Consider the following 22,302-nt stretch of genomic DNA (forward strand, 5'->3'; position numbering starts at 1 on the left):
CTCAGTTAGCAGTATCCGCAAAAATGCTTTTCATATTTCTTTTTTTAGTAATTTAGAAATATGAAAAACCATTTTGCTTAGGTGTGGTTTTCCTTTGAAATTGTTCACAAAGTAGCCCGCTCTTCGCAAATACTTTTTCCGTTAGCTGACATTTTAAAACGAAACTCACAAATGAAACAAATTCTCATAATAATTTTCTCAATTATTTCAATAACAACTTTCGCACAAGAAAAGAATAAAATAGTAACATTAGGTTCGTTTCATTTCCATTTAGTTAAATCGCAATTCGGAATTGATTTCAATATAAATGACAAAGAAAAACAAATAGAACTCAATAAAATAGCTGAAGAAATTGCAAAGTATAATCCGACAAAAATTTTCGTTGAGTGGGATTTTTCAAAGCAAAAAGAACTTGACGAATTGTACAGTTTATATTTAAAAGACAAGACTTTTGAACTTATCAAAAACAAATATGGAAAAAATGAAACGATGTATTTTGAAAGTGAATTACAACAATTAGGCTTTAAAATTGCAAATAAATTAGATCATAAAAAACTCTATGCTTTTGATTATTTACTTCCTGAACCTAATGACACAATTATGAGTTCTATACAGAAAAATAATCAACTTGAATTGATGAATAATATTCAACAAGAATTTGGAGAATATGGTCAAAAAATTATTACAAAATTTAAGACAACAAAATCTTTAAAAAATCTTTTGCTTTTCTTCAACTCAAAAGAACTGGATGAGCAATTGAATAGCGGGTATATCTCGTTGTTTAATAAAATTGGAACAACAGAAGATTTTTCAGGAGCATTTTTTGTGTCTGAAAGATATAGAAGAAATCTCTATATGTATTCGCTTATCCAAAAACAAATTGAAAAAGAGGATGAAAGAATACTTGTTATTGTTGGAGCTCAACATTCAGCAGGGTTTAAAGAGTTTATATCAAGCGACAGAAATATTGAGCAAATAGAACTGAATACAATACTAAAATAAAAAACGTCAGCTAACAAGGGTTTGGCGCAATGGCGGGTTAAGTCATAAAACAAAGTTTCAGCTTTCTATTCCGCAAAAAGCCAATTATATTGACTTTTTTCTTAAATTTAATCAATTAATTGGCTTTTGCTTACTGTGTCGCTAAATTGAAACTTTTCGCTTCAATTTCCGCCACTGACGCCAAGCCCCAAAACGTTACCTGCAACCCTATACGAACGACAGTACAAACATTGACCAAGAGGTCGGAAAACCAAAATATTAAGATTCAGACAATATGATTAATAAATTTTTTGACTTTATAAATCTTCATACAGGTGAAGAAAAAAAAGAAAAGGTTTTAGAAAATATTAAATCTAACATTTCTTTTCGTGGTTCTAATTTATGGATTTTAGCTTGTGCTATTGTAATTGCTTCGGTTGGTTTAAATGTAAATTCAACCGCTGTAATAATTGGTGCAATGCTTATTTCTCCACTAATGGGTCCAATTGTTGGAGCTGGGTTTGCTTTAGCTATTTTTGATTTTGATTTGCTAAAAAAGTCAGGGAAAAATTTGCTTATTGCTACCTTTGTTAGTTTATTAGTTTCGACTATTTATTTTTTTATTAGCCCTTTCAAAGAAACACAATCAGAATTATTAGCGAGAACTTCACCGAATATTTATGATGTAATGATTGCATTTTTTGGAGGTTTAGTTGGTGTTATTGCGTTAACAAGAGTTGAAAAAGGAAACCCTATTCCTGGAGTAGCTATTGCAACAGCATTGATGCCACCTCTTTGTACAGCAGGATATGGTTTGGCAACTGCAAATTTTTCTTATTTTTTCGGGGCATTTTATCTTTATTCTATAAACTGCTTTTTTATTTGCATTTCAACATTCTTAATCATTAAGTATCTTCAATACCCACCTGTAAAGATTTTGAATGAAAAGTTTGAGAAAAAAATTCGTTATAGTATCACAGTACTAATATTTTTAATGATTTTACCAAGTTTTTATTTAGCTTATACATTATTTCAAGAAAAAAAATTTAATCAAAAGGTAGAACAATTTGTAACTAATGAGTTTACCAACAATGGATACACCTTGATCTATAAAAATATTTCATACAAGACAAATCCCAAAAAAATAGAGTTTGCTTTTCTTTCAAAAAAATTTACAACAAATGAATTGGAAGATTTGAAAAAGAAACTACTACAATACGATATATCTAATACAGAGATAAACATTCGACAAGACACCAAAGACATTAAAGGGGAAATTTTGAATGAGTTAGGAAAACAGAATAAAACTTTAACAGACAAAGACATTATAATTAATAACCTTAATCAAGAACTAAACGAATATAAAATCGACAACACAGAGACATTAAAAGAATTAGCAATTCTATTTCCTGAATTGAAAGATGTATCTATAGGAAGACACATTATAAATTCAAATACTGACTCAACGAAAACAATGACTGTTTTACTTTATCAAACAGATAAGCCGAAACAAGAAATTGATATAAAAAAAATAGACCTGTGGTTAAAGCAAAAATTTAAAACAGACGATATAAAAATAGTACCACAGCAATAAGGGCAGCAGGTAACAGCAGTTTGGCAAAATGGCGGAGTAAGTGCTAAATTGAGCATTTGGTTTTCAAATAAACATTAGTGCTAAATTGAAAGTAAGTGCTTCTAAATCCGCCACTTCGCCAAGCTGCAAACCGTTATACGAGATTGCATAAAACAGCGTAACAGAAAGACTTTACAAAAATTCAATGAAATATTTATTAACAAATCAAGAAACAGAAAGATTAAAATTCAGAAAATTAGAACATTCTGATTTTGAAAAGTGGATTGAGTTATTTAAAGACGATTATGTAACCAAAATGCTCGGAATGGACGAATATAAAACACCAACTGAACGATGCGAAAAATGGTTTGAATGGACTTTCAATCGTTATGAAAATGATTTGGGAGGACAAAATGTTTTGATTTCAAAAGAAAATGATGAATTAGTTGGACAATGTGGACTTTTAGTTAGAGAAGTTGAAAATCAATTTGAACTTGAAATTGCATATTCAATTCTTCCACAATATAGAATGCAAGGTTTTGCAATTGAAAGTGCAAAAAAATGCAGAGATTTTGCTTTTGAAAATAATTTTCACGAAAGATTAGTTTCAATAATAATTCCTGAAAACGAAAACTCTAAAAATGTTGCGTTTAAAAATGGAATGAATTTTAATAGAAAAATAGAATATAGTAACAAAAAAATGGATCTATTTCAAATTACTAAAAATGAATGGAAAAGTTGCAACCTCGTATAACATAGTATTTGCAAAAGGCGGGGTTGAATATATAATAGAAAAACCCGATGTATTTAGTCGCAACTTGCTTTTCATATTGTATTTTTTTGTAATTTAACAATCTGAAAAAGCAATTTGCTTTGTTCGGTCGAAATTGAACTTTTCGTCCAATTTAGCCCGCCCTTCGCAAATACTTTTTCCGTTATCTGCAAGCGTAACCAAAATCGCGCATAAAAACCCGTGAAATCTATGAAATCAGAGAAATTAATAAGCGATATTCAAAATTCTACAAACGAATGTATTTCTTCTGCCGAAAAACTAAAATCTAAAACTGAAGAAGAATTAAATTGGAAACAAAATTCTGAAACTTGGAGTATTTTGGAATGTTTGGAACACCTAAATCTTTACGCAAAATTTTATCTTCCCGAAATTGAAAATGCAATTCAAAACGCAAAATCAAAACCGCAAGAAGAATTTAAAAGTGGATTTTGGGGAAATTATTTTGCAAAAAGTATGTTGCCGAAAGAAAAACTTAACAAAATGAAAACGGCAAAAAACAAAAATCCTCTGAATAGCAAACTTGACAAAAATGTCATTGAAAATTTCATTGCTCAACAAAAAGAATTTTGCAATCTTCTTGAGCAAGCAAAAAATGTTGACTTGAATAAAGAAAAAACCAAAATTTCAATCACAAATCTAATAAAACTAAAATTGGGAGATACTTTTTTGTTTCTTAACAATCACACTTTTAGACATTTAAAACAAATTGAAAATATTGAAAAAAACGCCTGCAGATAACATGGGTTTGGCAAAAGCGGGGCGGAGAGTTATCATTTAGAAGATTTCAGCACTTTTAGCCGCAAAAAACCATTTCGTTTTTTTATTTTTTGTAATTTTGAAAAAACGAAAATGGTTTTTGCTCGGTTCGGGTTTGGTTGGAATTTCCGGCTTTCTTATCCCCGCCTTCGCCAAGCCCTTTCCCGTTATCTGCAATTTCCACCAAAGTACAGTCAATTAACCATGTCAAAAAAATCTAATTTTAAACTATTATTTTCTGACTATTTCGATATAAGTAGTTCCGTTGTAGAAAAGTACGGAGCATTAAATATTTGTTTAAGTTCAGATTTACCTTTGTTCATTGACCCTTTTCTATTATTTGCCTCACACAAAAAAGAATACAAATTATTACATGATAAAGTTGTAAATCATCTTTTAATACTAAAGGATTACGCAATTAATAATGATAGAAAAGATATCAATTTAAATCTTTTTCGATTTCCTGAAATAAAACAAAATTGGTTAGGTCTTTCGGAATATGGTAATGAAGGAAAAGGTCTTGGAAAAAAATTTGCAAATGGAGCAATAAGTTCATTTAATGGGTTTTATAAAAACTTTGGAAATGAAAAAATTACATCGGAATCACATATTGAAAAACTGACTCTGTTGAACCCAGGTGTAGGAAAAGATTTCATTAGTGATTTCACGACAAACTTAATATTTGAATATTTGTTAGAATTCACACAAGAGTTTGGAAAAAAACATTTAGCAGAAAATCAGCTAAAAGAATTTTCAATCAGATGTGTTTTTGATGAAAAAACAAAAGTTTGGCTTCCAAAAACTTTTAAATTACCATATTTTTATAGAGAAAAAAATGGAGATTTTATTTTATTAACTCCATCGGATATCTTGACTGTAGATGAAGCAACTATTAATAACTCTGATTTTTATTCTAACTTCTATAATGTGACTAGAACATTGGAAAATTCATCTTTAAGAAGCTCTGTAAATGAATATTTTAGATCGCATTTACCACAAAAACCTAAAAAAAAGGATAAGGAATATGCATTTATAAAAACAATTGAAAAATTTCCAGACCTAATTGATTATTACATAAAACTAAAAGAAAGTAAAAAATCAGAAGCTAAGTCAGTATCCATTGCAAAAATAAATGAATTAAAAGAAAATTTAGTTGATGTATTAACACCATTATGTGAACTCTTAAATGAACATAGTGAATTTTACAACTTAAAATCAAACAGCTATCAAGAATCTTTAAAAAGAGCATTATACCTTAAAGATGTCATCGAAAATAATGATGGTTATCGAATCTTTTATGATGGAACAAAACCGATAGCAAAAGAAGACACAATACAGAGAATATTCAAGTTAACTTGGTACGCAACTCCTTTTGATGTGAATTCGGAAGTTAACAATGGACGGGGTCCAGCAGACTACAAAGTTTCTTTTGGTAGTGGAGATTCAACAATTGTTGAATTTAAACTAGCAAAATCGTCATCACTTAAGAGAAATTTAGAAAATCAAACTGATATTTATAAAGTTGCATCAAAATCTGCAAACGATATTTCGGTAATTCTCTGTTATGATAATCAAGATATTTTAAAGGTAAACAAAATATTAAAAGAACTTAAAAAGGAGAAACATGAGAATATAATTATAATTGACGCTAGAAGAAAAATTTCTGCGTCAAAAGTATAAAAAACTGCAGATAACATTGTATTATATCAACTCTTATTGCGGAGTGCTTTAAACACTACATTTCCTTTCTCTCTTATCTCGATAGGGAGAACATAAGGAGAACAAATCAGAAAACATCGATAAACAGATAGATTCCCGCCTTATTCTGTTTTGCAAGGAAATTTAACTGCTGATATTCAGCAAGCATAGAACAGTAATAAGATTGGCTGGCTTTAGCCCAGCCATTACTTATTAAAAGTTCATTCAGACATTCGCCATTTGGCAGAATGACATAAGCCAAATCTCTCAGCCAAAAATCGGTTCGGTTATCCAATTCGGTTAGAAGCGTAATCCGTGTTCCGGGTGGACACACCTGCAGAACATAATTCAAAGACATTAGTCCGTATTGAAGCAATAGCGAAGCAGGAACACGGCTTTTCGCTTCATCCTCGCGCATCTTTCTTGAAAATGACACTTCGGGTGCATCCAATCCGTAAAGACGAATTTCACGCCTTACCTGCGTGAATTCCTGTTTCACTTTAAGACTGTCTCCGTCCATGACTTCTTCCACTATCCAAAAAGTTTCCACATGGCTGTTCGGGATTTGGAAATATTTTAGACTTTCATTTCCTGTTGTGCTGCTCTCCGTTTCGTTAGCATTTGCACTTATTGCACTGTATTTCATTGGTTTTCAGTATTTTAACTATTGTTTTTATAAAGGTAATGAATGATATTTGTAATTGTCTAGACAACAGTGTTTTTCTCTCTTTTCTAATTTCTAAAACTTAAAACAATGGCAAGACAAAAAGGCCTCATGAAATACGTTGGAACAATCGGCGACGTTAGGCATTTTAAAATCAAAGGTCAGGAAGGATTTTTCGCCGGTATGGTCGGCGGACCAACTGCACAGCAGGTGCACTCTGCACCGGAGTTCGAAAGAACACGCGAAAATATGAACGAATTTGGAGGTTGCGCCAAGGTCGGTAAATCGTTAAGAACGGCTCTCTCCGCTCTTATGGGAAAATTTACGGATCCACAGGTAACCGGTCGTTTAACTTCTATCATGAAGAAAATCAATCTGGAGGACGGAACCGAAGCCAGAGGTTACCGAAAAGTTGAAGTGTCCACTCAGAGGAATTATCTGCTTGGATTTGAATTCAACAAAAACCTTTCTATCTCCGGTATTTTTAATGCTCCTTACGACATCGAACCGGATGCAGGAAGAACTTCTTCAGATTTTATCGTTGCAGCTTTTAATCCTGCTGATCTGATTACTGCTCCTTCAGGTGCAACTCATTTCAGACTGATTAACGCGATCTCGGTTCTTTCTGATTTTTCTTACAATCCGACCACAGGAACATACGAACCTGATGACATGGTGAATAATGAGCTGACCAACATCGCTTATTCGCCGTACATTCCGTTGAATGTTCCTTATGCAGGTGATACCATTACAGCAACACTTCCGGGTGCTCCTGTGTTGGCTGCAAACGCTTCGGTGGTACAGTGCATCGGGATTGAGTTCTTCCAGGAAGTGAACGGAAACTATTATCCATTTGCCTCCGGAAACTGTCTCAAAATCGAGGAAGTTTTTTAGGAAAACAACTTCTAAGGCCTTCCCAAACCGGGAAGGCTTTTTTGTTTAATCTTTAAATTTTACTAAAAATGAAAGCAAAAATAATCAGGGTTGCACAGGGCAAAAACTCTACGCTTTCCCACCTTTATATTGACGGTATTTTTCAGTGCTTTTTGCTTGAAGATAAAATCAGAGCCGTTAAGATTATGAAGCAAACTGCTATTCCGGAAGGTGTCTTTAGTTTAAGACTCAACACTTGGGGCGGAATGAACAAAACGTATTTCCCTAAATATGGACCAATCCACAAAGGCATGATTGAGATTGCCGATCTTCCAACATTCAGCTCGGTGTACATTCATATCGGAAACACGATTGAACACACGGCAGGCTGTCCGCTTGTCGGACTTTCTTACATCAAAAAAGACGGCGATTTTCAGGTGCTGCAAAGCGTGGACGCCTACAAACAGGTTTACAAAAAACTGTATGAAGCCGCTACCGGAAAACATAATCAGATTGAAATCAGTAATAATTTTCAATTCTAAGAAATGGACATTATGGAAAATGAAATCACAGTGAGCGTGTTCTTTGGTTTTATCAGCAGTGTTCTTTTGGCGGTAGTCGCCTACTTTATACGGCAACTGCACACCGACTTTAAAAGTATGGAAAAGGATATGACAGAGGTCAAGACAATGGCTTTAATCATCAAAACCGAGTTTAAAAATTCTCAGGATCTGCTCAATCAGAAAGTGGAATATCTCGAACAAAAAATCAATAAAATAGAGTTAAATCAATTAAAACATTCAGACAATGAAAAATAGAAACCTAAATTTAGTGGATCGCGTGTTGGAACCAACGCCAAAATGGTTCAGAATTGTGCGTAATCTTGGACTGGCGTTGTCAGCGGTCGGCGGTGTTCTTGTGGCTGCTCCAGTGGCTTTACCTGCAGCAGTTGTTACTGTTGGTGGGTATTTGCTTTTGGGCGGAACGATTATTGGCGCGGTTAGTCAGACAGCAATCAGTTCTGAAGAGTATGGCGAAAAATCCCGAAAATCGGGCGAAAATTCATCGGAAAATCAACCTTTTCAATCAGGGAAACAGCCTTAATCAGGCGCTTATCTTCAACGAAAACCATTCAGGCCGGTTCAAAAGACCGGCTTTATTATTTGCTTTCCTCCGTTTGCACCGTTTCTTATAAAGGGGCGAAATATGTATGCTTTATGCTGCTCTTATCAGTTAAATTAGGGTGAATCAAGTCAAAGTCAGGGTGTGGAAAAATTAGCGAGGGCAACCGGCGGCTGGTCGGGGCGTTAAAATTTTAGATTTTAGGTAAATAAAAAACTTCCCGAAGGAAGTTTTTGAAATTTAAATTGTTAAATAATACCGGCGGACTAACGTGTGTCGCAGTTCTTTGAGTGCTGCTGCCTGTTGTTCAATTTTCTGCTCCAGTTCGTAGGTGGCTTTGATTTTCCGCATCATTTCCGGCTGAATGCAGGACTTTTGAAAGGCAGGCTGAATGAAATTGCGCATTAGCATTTTGAGGTCGCAAAGGCGAAGCATTTCGATGACTGAGCCGCAAAGGTGCGGGTGGAAAAATCCGTGCTTCCAAAAGGCATAAAAGGTCCAATAATAGGTTTCGAGTTCTTCCGTATCTCGGACATACAGAATAAAGCAGTTCGGGCAGGGTTCAAAAAGTGGTTTTCCGGCATTTCTGCCACGGTTTAAAATGTAGAGTGCCTGTTCAGGCGATTCGCGGTGCACTGAGTAAGTGCGTACTTTGTGTGTAAGCATAATTTTGGTTTAAAAAATTTTGCTCCGCTGAAAATTTTTCAAAAGAAAAAAAAGAAAAAAAGAAAGTGCTCCGACCGTGTGGAAGGAAAATGCGATGCAATATTTTTTCAGAAAAATTTTGGGGCTAAATTTTAGCGCCACAAAACTTTTTCTGAAAAACCGTTTACGGCTTGATATTGTCGGCGCATTTTCCTGACAACAGACCTTTACTTTCTTTTTTTTTTATTTTTTCTTATCCCGAACTTTCTAAGAAGGAAATTCCAACACTTCGATTGATGGGGATAATTGCTTGTGACAACTGCACTCAAAGCGAGGAAAAGTGATGGAAAAGACAGGTGCATAGTGCTGTGAAGACTTGGAACAGTGCTATGCTCCTGTGCGCGGTGGTGTTTTTGTATGGACGGCTCGTCCGTGCATATAAAAACACCACTTGGAAAAGCGTTGGCAAACCGGGGAAACAGACTCGCAGGAAAATGGTGCTTTCCGAAACGGTCAACTTGCATAAATCTTCCTTATGTGCCGGAATGGAAAAAGCGGCTGCAAAAACAGTGGTATGGAATGCTGAAAGAAAATGCTTTGCTTGGGAATTTTCAGCACGCGCCACAAACACACTACAAACCTTTGCCTATGAAACCGAACTGTTTTTGGTGTGTGGAGAAAATATAGCGGCTGCGAAAGCAATTTTCTTCAGTATGGAATACGACTGTGTGCGGTGACGAAAGCGACTGTATTGCCACTAAACTTTTCTGCTGAAAAAAAGCAATACAGTGGCTGTAGGAACTGGATAAATCCCCAAACTCTCTGCACCATTTTTCTGCATCCTTGAATGGGTGGTTGGGGATTTGTAGGTTTTCGATTGGGGAACTGACCGTGTAAATTATAACTGCACGAGCGGCTGGAAGGCGGTGGCTCCTGAGGGCTTGCCCGAAGGAAAGGAAAGCATTTTACATAATCTAAAATTATGGGCAATGATGCAGTTGGTTTTGCACGTAAGGGAGCCTGCGGACTGGAGGGCAACGTTTTCCGCCGGCAGTTTGACCATAATTTCGATTATGTAACTTGCTGGGGGCTTATTATGATATCTTACTAGTTAAATTGTTAACTGATAAGCTATAGAACGTCCGCCGCCTATTTTAGTAAAGGCTCCGATATCCACTAAATGTTGTAAATCTCTTGTAGCTGTTGCTTTGGATGTTTTATTAATGGAAATGTATTTTTTAGCGGTCATGCCTCCTTCAAAACCATTTACTCCTTGATCTAACATTTTATTGATGGCTTTTAATTCTCGTTCGTTCAACTGCTCTTTAAATGAATCAAAAAAAGCGGTTTTCTTTAGCGTAAACAAGACGACCTGTTTAGAATCTGTTAAAGCATCTTGAAGAATCTTGCAGAAATAGAACATCCAATTATCGACTTCTAAACTTCTTTGTGCGAATTTTAGTTCGTTATAATAACTTGTTTTATTCTTTTCAATCGATTTAGAAATACTAATGAATACAGGCGATTCTAATTTTTCAGCTAAGGCTTTTTCAGCTATAGCACGCCCAATTCTACCGTTACCATCTTCGAATGGATGTAAGGTTTCAAAATATAAATGGGCTAAAGCCGATAGTAGCATGCCTTCACCAATTTTACCAATACTTACCGCATTAAAATCATTATACCACTGGATGAAATTAGGAAGCAATTTCGGTAAATCTTTTGAAGGAGGTGCTTCGTAATGAATGATAAAATCGCCATATTTTCCTGATACTACTTGCATAGGTTCCGTTCCTTCTCGAAATTGTCCTGCGTTAATTCCTTTTTCGGCGTTCATTAAAATAGAATGCCAATTGAGTAATAATTCTTCGGACATTGGCTGTTTAAAGGTATTTTGAACCTCTATCATTAAATGCGCAATTGCATTGGCTTTTTGATTTCTATTGTTTTGATGAAAATTTTTAATTCCTAAATTCGCTTTCAATGAAGACATTACATCTTCACGACTAAAATATTCTCCTTCAATTTCCGATGTTTTTAAAGCTTCGGAAAGTAAAATCTCTGCAAAGACCTCTTGTTTAGATTGTTGAGAAAAGCTTAGCAGCATTCCGTTAAGTTCACCCAAATCATGCGCAAACTCCTGAATTAAAGAAAGTAGTTTATGTTGATTAAATGTGAATTTTGGGAATTCTTTATATTGCCAAATATAGTTCATGAGCCGAATAAATTGATTAATCGGCTCAAATATACTAAAAATAATGAGCCGAATAGAGTTTTTATTCGGCTCATTTTGCAATATGGATTTATTTTCCCAGACTATCTACGAGACTACTATTTCTAAATACAAAAAAAATTTTTAATAACCTTGAAGGGAAGCAATCCGCGAGGCGTTTAGCTAGACTAAAATTACAATTCGTTTATAATCTCTCTGAAACTACCTGAAGCAGATTCTAGATTATCTACAATTTCTTGTGCTAAAATGTCCGGATCTGGAAGGTTGTCTAAATCGGTTAAGGATTGATCTTTTATCCAGAAGATATCCAATGATGTTTTATCTCTTGCGATGATTTCATCGTAGGTATATTTACGCCAACGACCATCAGGATTTTCTTCTGACCACGTTTCCTTACGGTTGTAAATATTTGCTGAATTATAGCATTTAACGAAGTCTTGTAAATCGGCTTCTGTTAATGGTTTTTTCTTTAAAGTATGGTGTACGTTTGTGCGGTAATCGTAAATCCAAACTTCTTTGGTTTGTGCGTCTTTGGAAGCTGCCTTATTGGTAAAGAATAACACATTCGCTTTTACACCATTGGCATAGAAAATACCTGTAGGTAAACGTAAAATGGTATGTAACTCCGTGGTTTCTAATAAACGTTTACGAATTTCTTCTCCTGCACCACCTTCAAACAATACATTATCCGGTAAAACTACTGCTGCTTCCCCATTAATTTTTAGTAAGGTTTTGATGTGTTGCAAGAAGTTCAACTGCTTGTTAGATGTTGTTTCCCAGAAATCTTGACGGTTGTAGCTCATGTCATCACGTTCTACTTCTCCATCTTCATTGGTTACCGTGTACGAACTTTTCTTCCCGAAAGGTGGATTAGCTAGTACATAATCATAGGTATTCGATTCAGAAGATATTAAGGCATCAGAAGATTTAATTAATGGTTCACCATCAATTTCACCGATACCATGTAAGTACAAATTCATCAAACACATACGACGCGTACTGGCTACAATCTCATTTCCATGGAAAGTTGCATCTTTTAAGAATTTCTTTTCGTCGCGGTCTAGAGATTGTTTACTTAAGTAATCATAAGCTGCTAAGAAGAAACCACCCGAACCACAAGCCGGGTCGATGATGGTTTTCATCGGCTTAGGTTGTACACATTGCACCATAATATTAATTAGTGGACGCGGTGTAAAGTATTGACCTGCGCCTGATTTGGTGTCTTCGGCGTTTTTCTCCAATAAACCTTCATAGATTTTACCTTTGATATCCGAACCCATAGATGACCAATCTTCTTGGTCAATTAAATTAAGAATACGCAATAACTTCGCAGGATCTTGAATCTTATTTTGGCTCTTGGCATAGATTTGCCCCAACATTCCTTTCTCTGAAGAAAGCGTACGCAACAACTGCGAATAGAAACTTTCTAATTCCGCTCCGTTTTTAGAACGTAAACTTTCCCAATCGCATAAATCACCATTAGGAATTTCTTTACCTTCAATGTCTTTGATACGTGGTAATTGAATGTTTTTTAAATATGGTGGTTTGTTTAACTCATCCACCATTTTAAGGAACAATAAATAGGTAATTTGCTCCAAATAATCGCCATAGCCTACGCCATCATCACGCATCACGTTGGCAAGGTTCCATATTTTTGATATAATTGCTGACTCTGTCATTTTTAACTTTTATATTCTGGAATTAAATTTTCATTTTTTAAATTGAATATTAAATCCATTACTAATTTATTTAATTGCTCTAAATTTTCTTTTAATGATTTATTCACATCATAACTATAGCAATTTGATTTTCTATATTTTATAAAATCATTTTCTTTCCATTGGTTGTAAAAATTTGCAATTGCAAAGTTGTTTAATTTTATGGTATCTCCCTTTTTATAAAAAATATCAATTGCCCATTTCCCTTGTTTCTCATAGACTGTATCAATACAAAGTCTATCTGTGTCTACAAATTTTGTAACGACCTCATTATTCTCTAACACAAGATCTGTATATGCAATTGAATCTCCAAAATTATTAAAACTAATGATCTCGGTCTTTGAAATCTCTATAAAAATTTTGGTTACTAAATAAACATCCCATTGTGAAGGATTTATGTTATTTAATAATTTAATATCGAAAAAATTATCTGACCAAATGAATTGATTTGATTGTGTATGTTCTAAAACTGATATGAATTTTATGAAATAATATCTCCAATCTTGCTCATCATTGAATAGAGCTAATCTATCTTTATAAGCATCCTTCAAAGATGTGTATCGCTTAGTTTCCCAATCCTTGATAAGATCTAAAAATGCATCATTATTTACTACTGAATTTAACCAAGCCCTTGAATCGTGCATTAAAGCCCATTTTTCTTTACCTGCCGAATTTCCAGTATGAGTTGAATAATCAAAATAACTTAGAATATATTTTCTAAGCATTTTAGATCTTAAATCATGAAATAGAATTCCTAAAATGTTGATTACATTATTCGCTTTATCCTTTGGAAAATCAGAATCTAAATTAAAATAAATCAGCTTAAATAAAATATCTGTTCTACCTTCTAAAAACTTGTTTAATTTCTCATCAAAATATACTTCTTCGATTGGATGATTAATACTTTCTACAGGTGAATCTTTAATGTAATTTATTTTATTGATTTCATGTTCTTTTCTAGGAATCTGTAAATCATTTAAAATACCAACTACATCATACTTTTCACTTTTACTAATCCCCTCAAGAATTTGGTCTAAACGTACGGTAGGTTCATCTCCTACTTCTCTCGTATGAGAATAGTTTATTAAGAAATTACGGAATAAATATAATTCTTTATCATTTATCGTTTGAGCATTTAAATTCCCATTCAAATACCAAAACCATAAGGGTAATACACGAATTCTTAAATTCAAAGTTTTTAAAGACTTGGTAAAGAAATCTTCAATAAAACGAGAAGGGCTCTCAATTTCAATTAGTACTTTCTTTAACGCTGAAAATGCTTTTGATAAAAAAATAATATCAAGATTATCTATTTCATAGGCCTTTAATTTCTCCGATTGATACTCTACCTCGCTGTCAAAATTACCTTCTAGGTATTGTTTTAATACACTTGTATAGTAAAGAAATAATTCAAAACCTTGATCTGCATTTTCATTAGAGAATTTATATTCAAAGAAAAAGTCTTGCCACTCTTCCCATAAAGTCCCTGCTTGTTTTTTATCCTCTTTCGAACATTTTTCAATTAAATTCGCTCTCAACTTTTCTTGATGTGATAAATGGTATCCGCGACTGTTCATATAAAGGTACAAACGCTCTCCCTGTGCACTAAGCTGTGTATCGAAATAATTGAACTCTACATAATTTTCTACAAAATCAATTAAATCAACTAATTGATCATTCGAAAAAGCAACTAATTGCTTCTCTAAAAAATCAAAATTATTTCTCAAATTCTGAACCGTAATATCGTTGGTATATTCGATTTCAAAGAAGTCTTTATTTTGCTTATAGTCTTTTCCTTTTAATGTATCTTCAATAAAAAGACGCATGAATTCGTAAGCTGATTCACGCACTTTATAATCTACCTTAGGAAACTTATTATCATAATATAGTTTACTAAATGCATCTTTTTTTTCTGCCTTAGTATACAGTACCAATAACAACAAATAAAAGGTTGTGATACGTTGTTGCCCGTCAATTAAAAAAAATTGACCCGGTAACTGCTTATCGTGGTACGCATAAATGAACCCCATTTTTTGTTTAAACTGTAGTGTAGTGTAGACCTGTTGCAAATGTTGAAGGATAGTATTGTTCGTTAGATTATTCCCATTTACATTAACCGACAAATCAGACTTCGTTTTTTTATTCCAACGTTTCATTAAGGATTCCCAAACTCTATTTACTTGTTCTTCTTCCCAAACATAATCACGCTGTAATTCTGGAATTACTAACTGATCTATTTCATTGTGTGTTAGCAAATCTTTTAAACTGTATCTACCTGTTTTCATTTACAAATTCAATTAAAGCATTATATGTATTTTTTATCCATATAGCATTAGCTTCTATATCTTCTTTTTCCCAAAACGTTAGATTTTTAGAAAAAGTTAAACGTTCATCAGAAAGATTATGTAATAATTTTGCAACCGCATTTACTGTATGTGTAGGCACAAAAGATCCCGTGCTCATTAAACCTAATAAAAGTTCTCTTTTCTTGGGAAAAATATAGTTTTTTAATGTGCTGTTATTTCCCCCTTCTAATAAAGCTAAATTACCCAATTGATGCTCTGATACATCGTGTGTAATGATGGCTTTTATGTCATCATCCGTTAACGAATTATTATCCCTAATCTTTTGATTTAATTCTGGAAATTCAGAAGATTTTTCAAGAAACCATCCCTTATACTTGCGAACATCTTCTTCTGTTGCATCTGGGTTTTGTGGGTATATATGTTCAATACTCCACTTGTTGTTACGGTAGGTATTAAAATCAAAACGATGCGACCAATCAATTACATGGATATCTTTTCCTTTATCATCCTTTTGTTTTAGTAAAGGAAATACATTTAGCGCTAAAAAGATTTTATCTAATTTAGATTTATCCTTTGGGATATTATAAACTAAATCTTCGATCTTTTTATTTTTAATAAAAAGTTGGTTATAAAGATGTTGATATAATTTTTCTTTTAGATCTGAAACACCTAACGATAATATGTTATCTATGTTTCCACCAGTACAAGTAAAAAAGCCCAATAAATTATACAATTCATTGTTCTTAAACCAGTTTCTTAATCGTTTACTAGTAAGGTAAATTTTATCTAATTGAATGTTTGCTTCTTCAAAATTTTGTAAGCCTTCATTGTATAAATTAAATAGTTTATAGGTGTCGCTTTGCTCTTTTGCAATAGACAAATTATCATGAAATTTATTAATCTTATCTAAGCGTTCATCATTACTCTCTTTTACAATAGGTTTCAACGCATTTAATAAAGGATTTAACCCTAAAAAACCTTCCTTACTATTGACTAATTTATAATTATAAAAAAACAATTGATTTTGTTTTTCTGAACGAAGCCAATTGTCCATATCATCCCAATTACGAGCTATTCTATTTCTCTTTTCTTGAACATGAATAAAATCATCATCACCATTATCCTTTCTCGTTGATTTAGTGAATAATAATCCTTTGATTAAATACAAATTGTTTAATTCTACTTTATTATCATTAAGATTAGAAAATATTTCTTCAGCTGCTGTTGTATCATCTTCTAAATTGATAATAATTTTTACTTTTTGACGATAATAATTATAAAAAGCTTCAGCTTCTACCTTATCTAGTAATTCTAAAAAATTAAGAATACATTTTTTTGCGTGGTATAAATAAAAGATGTCTTGTTTTTTCTTTAAAATCACATTAGCTTCATCATTTTCTTCGTCTATCAATAAGATTTCCTCAAAAATTTGACGCTTGTTGTAACGTTCGTATTGAACAATATCTTTCGTTATATTATAAAAACCGAATGCTTTTTCAAAACAATAGAATAAAATACTAATTGTGGTAAGCCTTTGCTGTCCATCAATTACTTCAAGTAAATTCTTACCTTCATCGTTACGTTTGATGGTGATATATTGTAGGTAATATTCCTCTTGATTATCAATGAATGCTTCGTACACGTCTGTTAAGAACAACGGAACTTGGTCATGTGCAGCATTCGATTTCCACTTATACCCCCTTTGATAAGCCCCAATGTAGTAATTAGTAGCTGCTAAAGTTTCTAATAACCCATCGGAAACAAATAACTCTTCAAGGTTATAAATAAATTCTTTCATAATAATTTAATTAATAATCATGTAGTATCCTATTATAATTTTAGTTACTGCATCAAACGCTATTTATTTAGTGCATCAAATTTATTTTTTAGTGCATCACTTACACTGTAAGTTCTGTATTTATCCGACCCCTGCAATTTCAATAAATTAACAGCATTTAGTAATGTTAAATCTCGCTGAATCGTTGCCCTAGAACTGTTTAGTGTCGTTACCAGAGTTTTTAAAGTTAAACTCTCGTTTGCATACAGAAGGTTCATAATATTAATTAATCTGTTTCTTACTGCATCACTTACTGCATCATTTAGTATCTCACGTACTGCATCATTTACCGCATCACTTACTTGATCTGAAATACTAGGAATAAAAACATCTTGTTTAACGTCCGGTCCAAAGAAGCTTAATATGACCTCATTCTTTGTATTGGTCCATTTGGGTTCCTTTAGTCCAAGCTCTTTACATTCTTCCAAAATTTTCATTGTACCACGGCCCAGTTTATCGATATACCCCATTAAGAAAATAATATGTGCAATGTCTGGATTGGTAGGAAAAGACCGATGATTTTTCTTTAAATCACTTACTTTTAATTCGTCCGGAAGCTGACCACTATTCGCAATCACAAAGGAGTCGGGATAAACAGATATGGTTAAATGACTATTGAAACGAGAATAATCGCGATGAATTAAAGCATTAATAATACCTTCTTGTAATGCTTTATTGGGATATTTAAAATCAATTCTACGCCATTCGTTTTCAGCGAATGTACTGCGCGTTCCCATATTCATTATATAGTTTTCTAATCGCTCACGGATTTCGAACAAATTTCCTTCAATTATATCGTCGCGTAATAGACCTTTATCTGTTTTGTTTTTTTGGTATTCTGTTAATCGAACCTTTGTTTGTGGGAAATACTTACTTGCATTTTTAGCAAATAAAACAACGCAAGCGTTTGTAAAAGAGCCGTTATTAAATAAACCGTAATGATTTAGAAATTCTAAATAATCAGCCCCTTTGTAACTGCTACGTCCATTTTGTTGGGCCGTCATCATTACTTTTTTTATCAAAGCTACATCTAAATCTTCTTCATCAACACCAAAAGATACTTGACGTTCCCAATGTAGTTCGTCTTTTTGTCTATTTTTAATTAACAGTGCAATATCTTCTGTAGATGCTTTAACTGTTTTACTTCCTTTTCTGATGTAAATCGTATCATTGCATACGTAAGGTTGCTTGGTTCCTTCAGAAACTTTCAGTATAAACACCGCTTTGTTTTCTATTTCTTCTTTGATGATTTCTATGGGCGCTTCTGGTGTAATAGCATTGGTTAATTTCGATCGTAAATCATTGATCGAAATCGTCGGGTCGATTCCTGTTATATTTAACTCATCATTTACCCCAACAATTAAATTCCCGCCTTTATGATTCAAAAAACTAGATAATATCGTAGCTAAACGATCGATTTTAATCGCCTCTAAGAACTCCACCGTTTCTGATGTTCCTTGTTGAATTAGCTTCTGTAATTTGTTATTCTTCATCTTGTAAGGCTTTTAAATCGCTAGAAAATCGGGTATAATCTTCGAACTGCGTTTGAATAAAATCATTACCATCTACTTCAAATTTTGTAAATTCTTGTGTCCAAATTCTATTTTCAATAGGCAGCCCATCACCAATAGCTAAATTATACATATCTATAACGGCTAAGTTATCTAATACTGTTGTTTTTTTTGCAAGATTAAAGGCGGTTCTTTTACCAGCTGCATCATACATAAACTGTTTTAGTAAAGTCCGTAAAAATGGTACATGTGCATGCGCCATAAACCCTCTTGGCTTATTAAATTCCACAGCTTTTGTAAATTCTTTATGTGTAATACCAGAACCATAATAAGGAAAAATAATTCCTAAGAAAAAATCACATTCTTCCACCGCAGCTAAACAGGATTCTTCAGGTGATTTGCCTGGAATATTGTAAATGGTCCCTTTGTGCGAACATAAAACTTGATAACCATACGCTGTCAACATCGCATAGATAGCCTCTATATGGTGTTGATTTCCATATACTGTGGAAGACAGCATTATTTTTATGGGTTGTTTTTTAGCCATATTGGTGACTATTATTTTTTCTTCGTTTTCTTCGTTGGTTTATTAGCCTCTTTCTCGGCTTTTATCTTTTCTAAAAGCACAGAAGCTGGCTCGTAATCAGGTTCTTGCTGACAAGCTTGTATTTCTTCTTCTGTAAGTAACTTACCCTCAAAGGCTTTCTTTAGAATACTTTGGCGTAAAGCTTCTGCTTGGCTAAGGCTGTCTTTGATTTGATGTTCTACCGCATCACAAACTGATAAACGAGATTCGATTTCTTTGACGATTTGGGCTTGTTCTTCGAGTGAACATAATGGAAATGGTAAACCTTTGATAATTTCTAGATTTAAAACATCCATTGTTGTTCCGTGATTTTCTAACTTATATAATGATTTAAGAAATGAGCTCTCGAAGTAATATTTAAAAAATAAATTATTGTAAAATCTGTTTAGTGTAATTTTCACTAAACGTGGATTAATAATTCCTTTCGGAGAATTCTTAGGTAGTATTAAAACTTTTCCAACTGTACCTACCAACGAAATCAAAATATCGTTGGGTTCAACTTTACAATTATATAGCTCTTGGTATTTCGATTCATCTACATAATAATCACCTATTTCTATATTCCCTCCAATTACTTGTTCTTGGCCATAAACTTTATAGCCCGAACTAACATAAAATTCCTTCTTTAATGAGGATCCAAATGGACCAGCTTTTAAAGAATAAGAATCATAAAAGGACAAACGATCTATTTTAACCCATTTCCAAATATCATTAAGCTTAGGTATTTTATCTAAATCTTTTTCTGATAGAGATTCTGATATTTTTAAAAATTTTGGCTTTTCTGGTTTCTTACCGTCCTTTCCATTTTTCTCCCAAATCGCTACAGCTTCTTTCCAATCTTCTATTTGTTTCTTATAGTAAGCTTGGCGTTGTTCTTCAATTTGAACCAATAACTCCTCTGCAGTAGGCAAAGTCGTTTGCTTCTCTCTCCATTCCTTCGTCAATTCCCCCTCAAATGCTTTTTTCAAAACGGCTTGGCGGTAGATTTTGAGTTGGTCTTGAGCTTTTTTAAGGTCGGCAATCCCCGCATCCAAACTCGAAAACAAGGCTTCTATCTTTTTGACAATGGCACGTTGTTCGGGAAGTGGTGGGAGTCCAACTTGCTTTTTCCATAATAGATTTGGTTCTATATGGGGAATTCCTACACCTTTGGTATTCGTATTAAGATACTTGTATAGAGACTGTAAAAAATAAAAAAGGTAATTATTAGTAACTCCTACAGTCGGAAGTATTTTCATCAAAGTTGAACCTACAATTCCTTTAATAGACTTACCTGAAAAACCCGCTCTTGCTCCATCCCAAACCATTAAGATGTTTCCAATCTCACAAAAATTCACATTAGAATCATCTGAATACTCTTCTATTATATTTTTTTCAAATGCTTTAATGTTGATATATGGTAATCGATTTTCAGTACTTTCCTTATATAAACTTCTAGGTTTTTTCCCTTTACTATAATATACTAAATCTTCAAAAGTACATTCTACCCAATCTGCTCTCATTATGCTTCTTCTTCGGTTTGGTTTAATACGTATTTAATTTTGGTTAAGGGAGTACGCATCGCCAATTCTAATTTTATGATATGGTCTTTGATGAATGCAGTAATTGCAGGCCAATCTTCTTTATTGAACAGATTAACCCCGTGTTTAAAAAATCCTACGCGGCTGCTTATTTTATCGTCCCATCGGTCCCACTCTAACCGTTGCCCAAAGGTATTTTCTATTTCTGTTTGATGTTTTTTTAATTCATCGAACAAGGCTTTATTTTCGTCCTGATTTTTACGTCCAAATTCTAGTTGTACGCCTGCGTATTTCTGTGTAATGAGTAAGCAATAACGAACTCCACTAATATTAGCACCACCCGCAATTAACCAATGATCTTTGGTAGGACTCGAGTTTTGATAAATGGGAGTTTGCCCTTTTAACTGTGGAAGCAATTGCGCCCAAAATTCTAAACGCACTTGATGACGATTTTTAGAGGTTTCTTGTGCATCTATTTCGTCTTGCGTTTTACTTGCCATAGAGATGATAAATTCTTCGGTATCTTTAGTAGGAATGATTTGTTCCAAATTTAAAAACAACTGCTCGCCCCATGCATACGGCGTAACTTTAAAACATTGGATACGTAATTTGTAATTCATCAGCCACAATACCGTAGAAGTAACCTCTTTACGGAAGTTAGCCGCAATGAGCATCATGCGCTGGGTATTCCCTTTGTTTAAATCAACTTCTTCAATTTCTTTTCCTAGAAACTCGGCAATATTTTCACTTGCATTTTCGCCTTTCCCTTGCTTATCTAGATAACTTTGATAGATATTGATGATATCTTTTTTATTTAGCGTAGAGCAATACGAAGCGTACTTCATGATTTGCCAAGTTACATCTCGACCCGTATCGTCTAATTTATTTTCAATCACCACAATGTTGGCGTCTTTATCAAGCGCTAATAAATCCAAGCGTTCGTTGGTATCATTAAACCCATCGAACTCTTTTTGTATAATCAACAATTCTTCACCCAGCGATTCAGGTTTATTCGCTATCCACTCTTGCAAATGCTGACGCTCTCTAAAACCTAATTCGGCAAAGGTTTTCTTTGCTAAATTCTGAATGCGGTTGTTTTCTTTATCTATGAGGTACATATCTTATGCTGCTAAAGCTTCGTTTAATTCATTAATAATGTTTTGCATCGCGTGTTACACGATTTTGGCATTTCTAATACGTGATACCTTAAAGGTACGCTCCTCCCCACGCAATTGGCACACGCCTTTGATATAACTACCATAAGGAGTGTATTCGTCACTATAAATCACAAAATTCAATACTCGCATGGAACTTGTTCCATCTGCCTTTTGATAGTCTATCTCTACCTTTTGCTTACGTAGTATTGCCATTTTCAATATTTGTGCTACAGTCAAACTTTGCGACAGCGCTGCTGTACTAGCCTCGTTTACAGCATTCGCTTTTTCGACTACGATATTTTTCCAATAATCTAATATGCCCATAGTAC

General features: G+C 33.6%; 22 protein-coding genes. 10 read left to right on the plus strand and 12 right to left on the minus strand.

Annotated elements, in window-relative coordinates:
• The first annotated feature begins 171 nt into the window (after positions 1-171).
• The 4 genes from AC5XHR_RS13185 to AC5XHR_RS13200 all read left to right on the plus strand — a co-directional run bounded on the left by AC5XHR_RS13185 (position 172) and on the right by AC5XHR_RS13200 (position 4,085).
• A complete protein-coding gene (locus AC5XHR_RS13185) occupies positions 172-1,002 on the plus strand; it encodes a DUF5694 domain-containing protein (RefSeq protein ID WP_495951258.1) in 831 nt (276 codons plus the stop codon).
• A 274-nt stretch (positions 1,003-1,276) separates the two neighbouring features.
• The gene (locus tag AC5XHR_RS13190) at positions 1,277-2,575 is read left to right on the plus strand and encodes a TIGR00341 family protein (RefSeq protein WP_495951259.1); all 1,299 of its coding nucleotides are present in this window, start codon (positions 1,277-1,279) and stop codon (positions 2,573-2,575) included.
• 184 nt (positions 2,576-2,759) lie between these two features.
• Positions 2,760-3,308, plus strand: a complete 549-nt coding sequence (locus tag AC5XHR_RS13195) for a GNAT family N-acetyltransferase (protein ID WP_185208531.1) — start codon at positions 2,760-2,762, stop codon at positions 3,306-3,308.
• A 228-nt stretch (positions 3,309-3,536) separates the two neighbouring features.
• Positions 3,537-4,085 (plus strand): DinB family protein, encoded by a 549-nt coding sequence (locus tag AC5XHR_RS13200; RefSeq protein WP_419311422.1) that lies wholly within the window; start codon positions 3,537-3,539, stop codon positions 4,083-4,085.
• Between the two features lie 82 nt (positions 4,086-4,167).
• On the opposite strand, the gene AC5XHR_RS13205 is transcribed toward AC5XHR_RS13200, so the two are convergent.
• Positions 4,168-4,314: a hypothetical protein gene (locus AC5XHR_RS13205; protein ID WP_495951260.1), complete on the minus strand. Its 147-nt coding sequence runs from the start codon at positions 4,312-4,314 to the stop codon at positions 4,168-4,170.
• Between AC5XHR_RS13205 and AC5XHR_RS13210 the strand changes: the two genes are divergently transcribed.
• Positions 4,308-5,783 (plus strand): DUF8370 family protein, encoded by a 1,476-nt coding sequence (locus AC5XHR_RS13210; protein WP_495951261.1) that lies wholly within the window; start codon positions 4,308-4,310, stop codon positions 5,781-5,783. The genes AC5XHR_RS13205 and AC5XHR_RS13210 overlap by 7 nt on opposite strands.
• A 106-nt stretch (positions 5,784-5,889) precedes the next feature.
• Here AC5XHR_RS13210 and AC5XHR_RS13215 read toward each other — a convergent pair whose 3' ends face one another.
• Positions 5,890-6,447, minus strand: coding sequence for a thermonuclease family protein (locus AC5XHR_RS13215; RefSeq protein WP_495951262.1), 558 nt, complete (start codon positions 6,445-6,447; stop codon positions 5,890-5,892).
• Positions 6,448-6,675: 228 nt separating this feature from the next.
• Between AC5XHR_RS13215 and AC5XHR_RS13220 the strand changes: the two genes are divergently transcribed.
• From AC5XHR_RS13220 to AC5XHR_RS13235, 4 genes are all read left to right on the plus strand, one after another.
• A complete protein-coding gene (locus tag AC5XHR_RS13220) occupies positions 6,676-7,359 on the plus strand; it encodes a hypothetical protein (protein ID WP_495951263.1) in 684 nt (227 codons plus the stop codon).
• 68 nt (positions 7,360-7,427) lie between these two features.
• Positions 7,428-7,880 carry a DUF5675 family protein gene (locus tag AC5XHR_RS13225; RefSeq protein ID WP_495951264.1) on the plus strand — a complete coding sequence of 151 codons (453 nt, stop codon included), beginning with the start codon at positions 7,428-7,430 and terminating at the stop codon, positions 7,878-7,880.
• A gap of 12 nt (positions 7,881-7,892) precedes the next feature.
• Positions 7,893-8,156 (plus strand): hypothetical protein, encoded by a 264-nt coding sequence (locus AC5XHR_RS13230; RefSeq protein ID WP_495951265.1) that lies wholly within the window; start codon positions 7,893-7,895, stop codon positions 8,154-8,156.
• A gap of 13 nt (positions 8,157-8,169) precedes the next feature.
• Positions 8,170-8,442 (plus strand): hypothetical protein, encoded by a 273-nt coding sequence (locus tag AC5XHR_RS13235; protein ID WP_495951266.1) that lies wholly within the window; start codon positions 8,170-8,172, stop codon positions 8,440-8,442.
• Positions 8,443-8,700: 258 nt separating this feature from the next.
• On the opposite strand, the gene AC5XHR_RS13240 is transcribed toward AC5XHR_RS13235, so the two are convergent.
• Positions 8,701-9,126 (minus strand): DUF6943 family protein, encoded by a 426-nt coding sequence (locus AC5XHR_RS13240; protein WP_495951267.1) that lies wholly within the window; start codon positions 9,124-9,126, stop codon positions 8,701-8,703.
• Positions 9,127-9,473: 347 nt separating this feature from the next.
• Here AC5XHR_RS13240 and AC5XHR_RS13245 point away from each other — a divergent pair, with 347 nt between their 5' ends.
• A complete protein-coding gene (locus tag AC5XHR_RS13245; RefSeq protein WP_495951268.1) occupies positions 9,474-9,842 on the plus strand; it encodes a hypothetical protein in 369 nt (122 codons plus the stop codon).
• A gap of 374 nt (positions 9,843-10,216) precedes the next feature.
• On the opposite strand, the gene AC5XHR_RS13250 is transcribed toward AC5XHR_RS13245, so the two are convergent.
• The 9 genes from AC5XHR_RS13250 to AC5XHR_RS13290 form a co-directional block, all read right to left on the minus strand.
• Positions 10,217-11,320, minus strand: a complete 1,104-nt coding sequence (locus AC5XHR_RS13250; protein ID WP_495951269.1) for a Fic family protein — start codon at positions 11,318-11,320, stop codon at positions 10,217-10,219.
• A gap of 191 nt (positions 11,321-11,511) precedes the next feature.
• Entirely contained in the window at positions 11,512-13,017 is a 1,506-nt protein-coding gene (locus tag AC5XHR_RS13255) for a class I SAM-dependent DNA methyltransferase (protein ID WP_495951270.1), read from the minus strand.
• Positions 13,018-13,019: 2 nt separating this feature from the next.
• The gene (locus AC5XHR_RS13260; protein WP_495951271.1) at positions 13,020-15,341 is read right to left on the minus strand and encodes a DUF262 domain-containing protein; all 2,322 of its coding nucleotides are present in this window, start codon (positions 15,339-15,341) and stop codon (positions 13,020-13,022) included.
• Entirely contained in the window at positions 15,328-17,160 is a 1,833-nt protein-coding gene (locus AC5XHR_RS13265) for a DUF262 domain-containing protein (protein WP_495951272.1), read from the minus strand. The genes AC5XHR_RS13260 and AC5XHR_RS13265 overlap by 14 nt, the downstream gene beginning before the upstream one ends.
• Before the next feature lie 59 nt (positions 17,161-17,219).
• Positions 17,220-18,692, minus strand: a complete 1,473-nt coding sequence (locus tag AC5XHR_RS13270) for an RNA/DNA-binding domain-containing protein (RefSeq protein WP_495951273.1) — start codon at positions 18,690-18,692, stop codon at positions 17,220-17,222.
• A complete protein-coding gene (locus AC5XHR_RS13275) occupies positions 18,682-19,257 on the minus strand; it encodes a DUF4062 domain-containing protein (protein WP_495951274.1) in 576 nt (191 codons plus the stop codon). The genes AC5XHR_RS13270 and AC5XHR_RS13275 overlap by 11 nt, the downstream gene beginning before the upstream one ends.
• Before the next feature lie 11 nt (positions 19,258-19,268).
• Positions 19,269-20,798 (minus strand): restriction endonuclease subunit S, encoded by a 1,530-nt coding sequence (locus tag AC5XHR_RS13280; RefSeq protein WP_495951275.1) that lies wholly within the window; start codon positions 20,796-20,798, stop codon positions 19,269-19,271.
• The gene (locus tag AC5XHR_RS13285) at positions 20,798-21,934 is read right to left on the minus strand and encodes a DUF4268 domain-containing protein (protein WP_495951276.1); all 1,137 of its coding nucleotides are present in this window, start codon (positions 21,932-21,934) and stop codon (positions 20,798-20,800) included. Before AC5XHR_RS13285 ends, AC5XHR_RS13280 begins: the two co-directional genes overlap by 1 nt.
• Positions 21,935-21,988: 54 nt before the next feature.
• Complete coding sequence (locus tag AC5XHR_RS13290) at positions 21,989-22,297, minus strand: WYL domain-containing protein (RefSeq protein WP_495951277.1); 309 nt, start codon at positions 22,295-22,297, stop codon at positions 21,989-21,991.
• Between the last annotated feature and the right edge of the window lie 5 nt (positions 22,298-22,302).

It is taken from the genome of Kaistella sp. CFF1-2 (assembly GCF_059509915.1).

Bases quoted from the DNA above. Each gene is read 5' to 3' on its own strand.
- AC5XHR_RS13225 (WP_495951264.1), top strand. From the start codon at position 7,428: ATGAAAGCAAAAATAATCAGGGTTGCACAGGGCAAAAACTCTACGCTT.
- AC5XHR_RS13255 (WP_495951270.1), bottom strand. From the start codon at position 13,017: ATGACAGAGTCAGCAATTATATCAAAAATATGGAACCTTGCCAACGTG.
- AC5XHR_RS13195 (WP_185208531.1), top strand. From the start codon at position 2,760: ATGAAATATTTATTAACAAATCAAGAAACAGAAAGATTAAAATTCAGA.
- AC5XHR_RS13210 (WP_495951261.1), top strand. From the start codon at position 4,308: ATGTCAAAAAAATCTAATTTTAAACTATTATTTTCTGACTATTTCGAT.
- AC5XHR_RS13230 (WP_495951265.1), top strand. From the start codon at position 7,893: ATGGAAAATGAAATCACAGTGAGCGTGTTCTTTGGTTTTATCAGCAGT.
- AC5XHR_RS13290 (WP_495951277.1), bottom strand. From the start codon at position 22,297: ATGGGCATATTAGATTATTGGAAAAATATCGTAGTCGAAAAAGCGAAT.
- AC5XHR_RS13285 (WP_495951276.1), bottom strand. From the start codon at position 21,934: ATGTACCTCATAGATAAAGAAAACAACCGCATTCAGAATTTAGCAAAG.
- AC5XHR_RS13275 (WP_495951274.1), bottom strand. From the start codon at position 19,257: ATGGCTAAAAAACAACCCATAAAAATAATGCTGTCTTCCACAGTATAT.
- AC5XHR_RS13260 (WP_495951271.1), bottom strand. From the start codon at position 15,341: ATGAAAACAGGTAGATACAGTTTAAAAGATTTGCTAACACACAATGAA.
- AC5XHR_RS13185 (WP_495951258.1), top strand. From the start codon at position 172: ATGAAACAAATTCTCATAATAATTTTCTCAATTATTTCAATAACAACT.
- AC5XHR_RS13265 (WP_495951272.1), bottom strand. From the start codon at position 17,160: ATGAAAGAATTTATTTATAACCTTGAAGAGTTATTTGTTTCCGATGGG.
- AC5XHR_RS13240 (WP_495951267.1), bottom strand. From the start codon at position 9,126: ATGCTTACACACAAAGTACGCACTTACTCAGTGCACCGCGAATCGCCT.
- AC5XHR_RS13200 (WP_419311422.1), top strand. From the start codon at position 3,537: ATGAAATCAGAGAAATTAATAAGCGATATTCAAAATTCTACAAACGAA.
- AC5XHR_RS13215 (WP_495951262.1), bottom strand. From the start codon at position 6,447: ATGAAATACAGTGCAATAAGTGCAAATGCTAACGAAACGGAGAGCAGC.
- AC5XHR_RS13280 (WP_495951275.1), bottom strand. From the start codon at position 20,798: ATGAGAGCAGATTGGGTAGAATGTACTTTTGAAGATTTAGTATATTAT.
- AC5XHR_RS13250 (WP_495951269.1), bottom strand. From the start codon at position 11,320: ATGAACTATATTTGGCAATATAAAGAATTCCCAAAATTCACATTTAAT.
- AC5XHR_RS13190 (WP_495951259.1), top strand. From the start codon at position 1,277: ATGATTAATAAATTTTTTGACTTTATAAATCTTCATACAGGTGAAGAA.
- AC5XHR_RS13270 (WP_495951273.1), bottom strand. From the start codon at position 18,692: ATGAAGAATAACAAATTACAGAAGCTAATTCAACAAGGAACATCAGAA.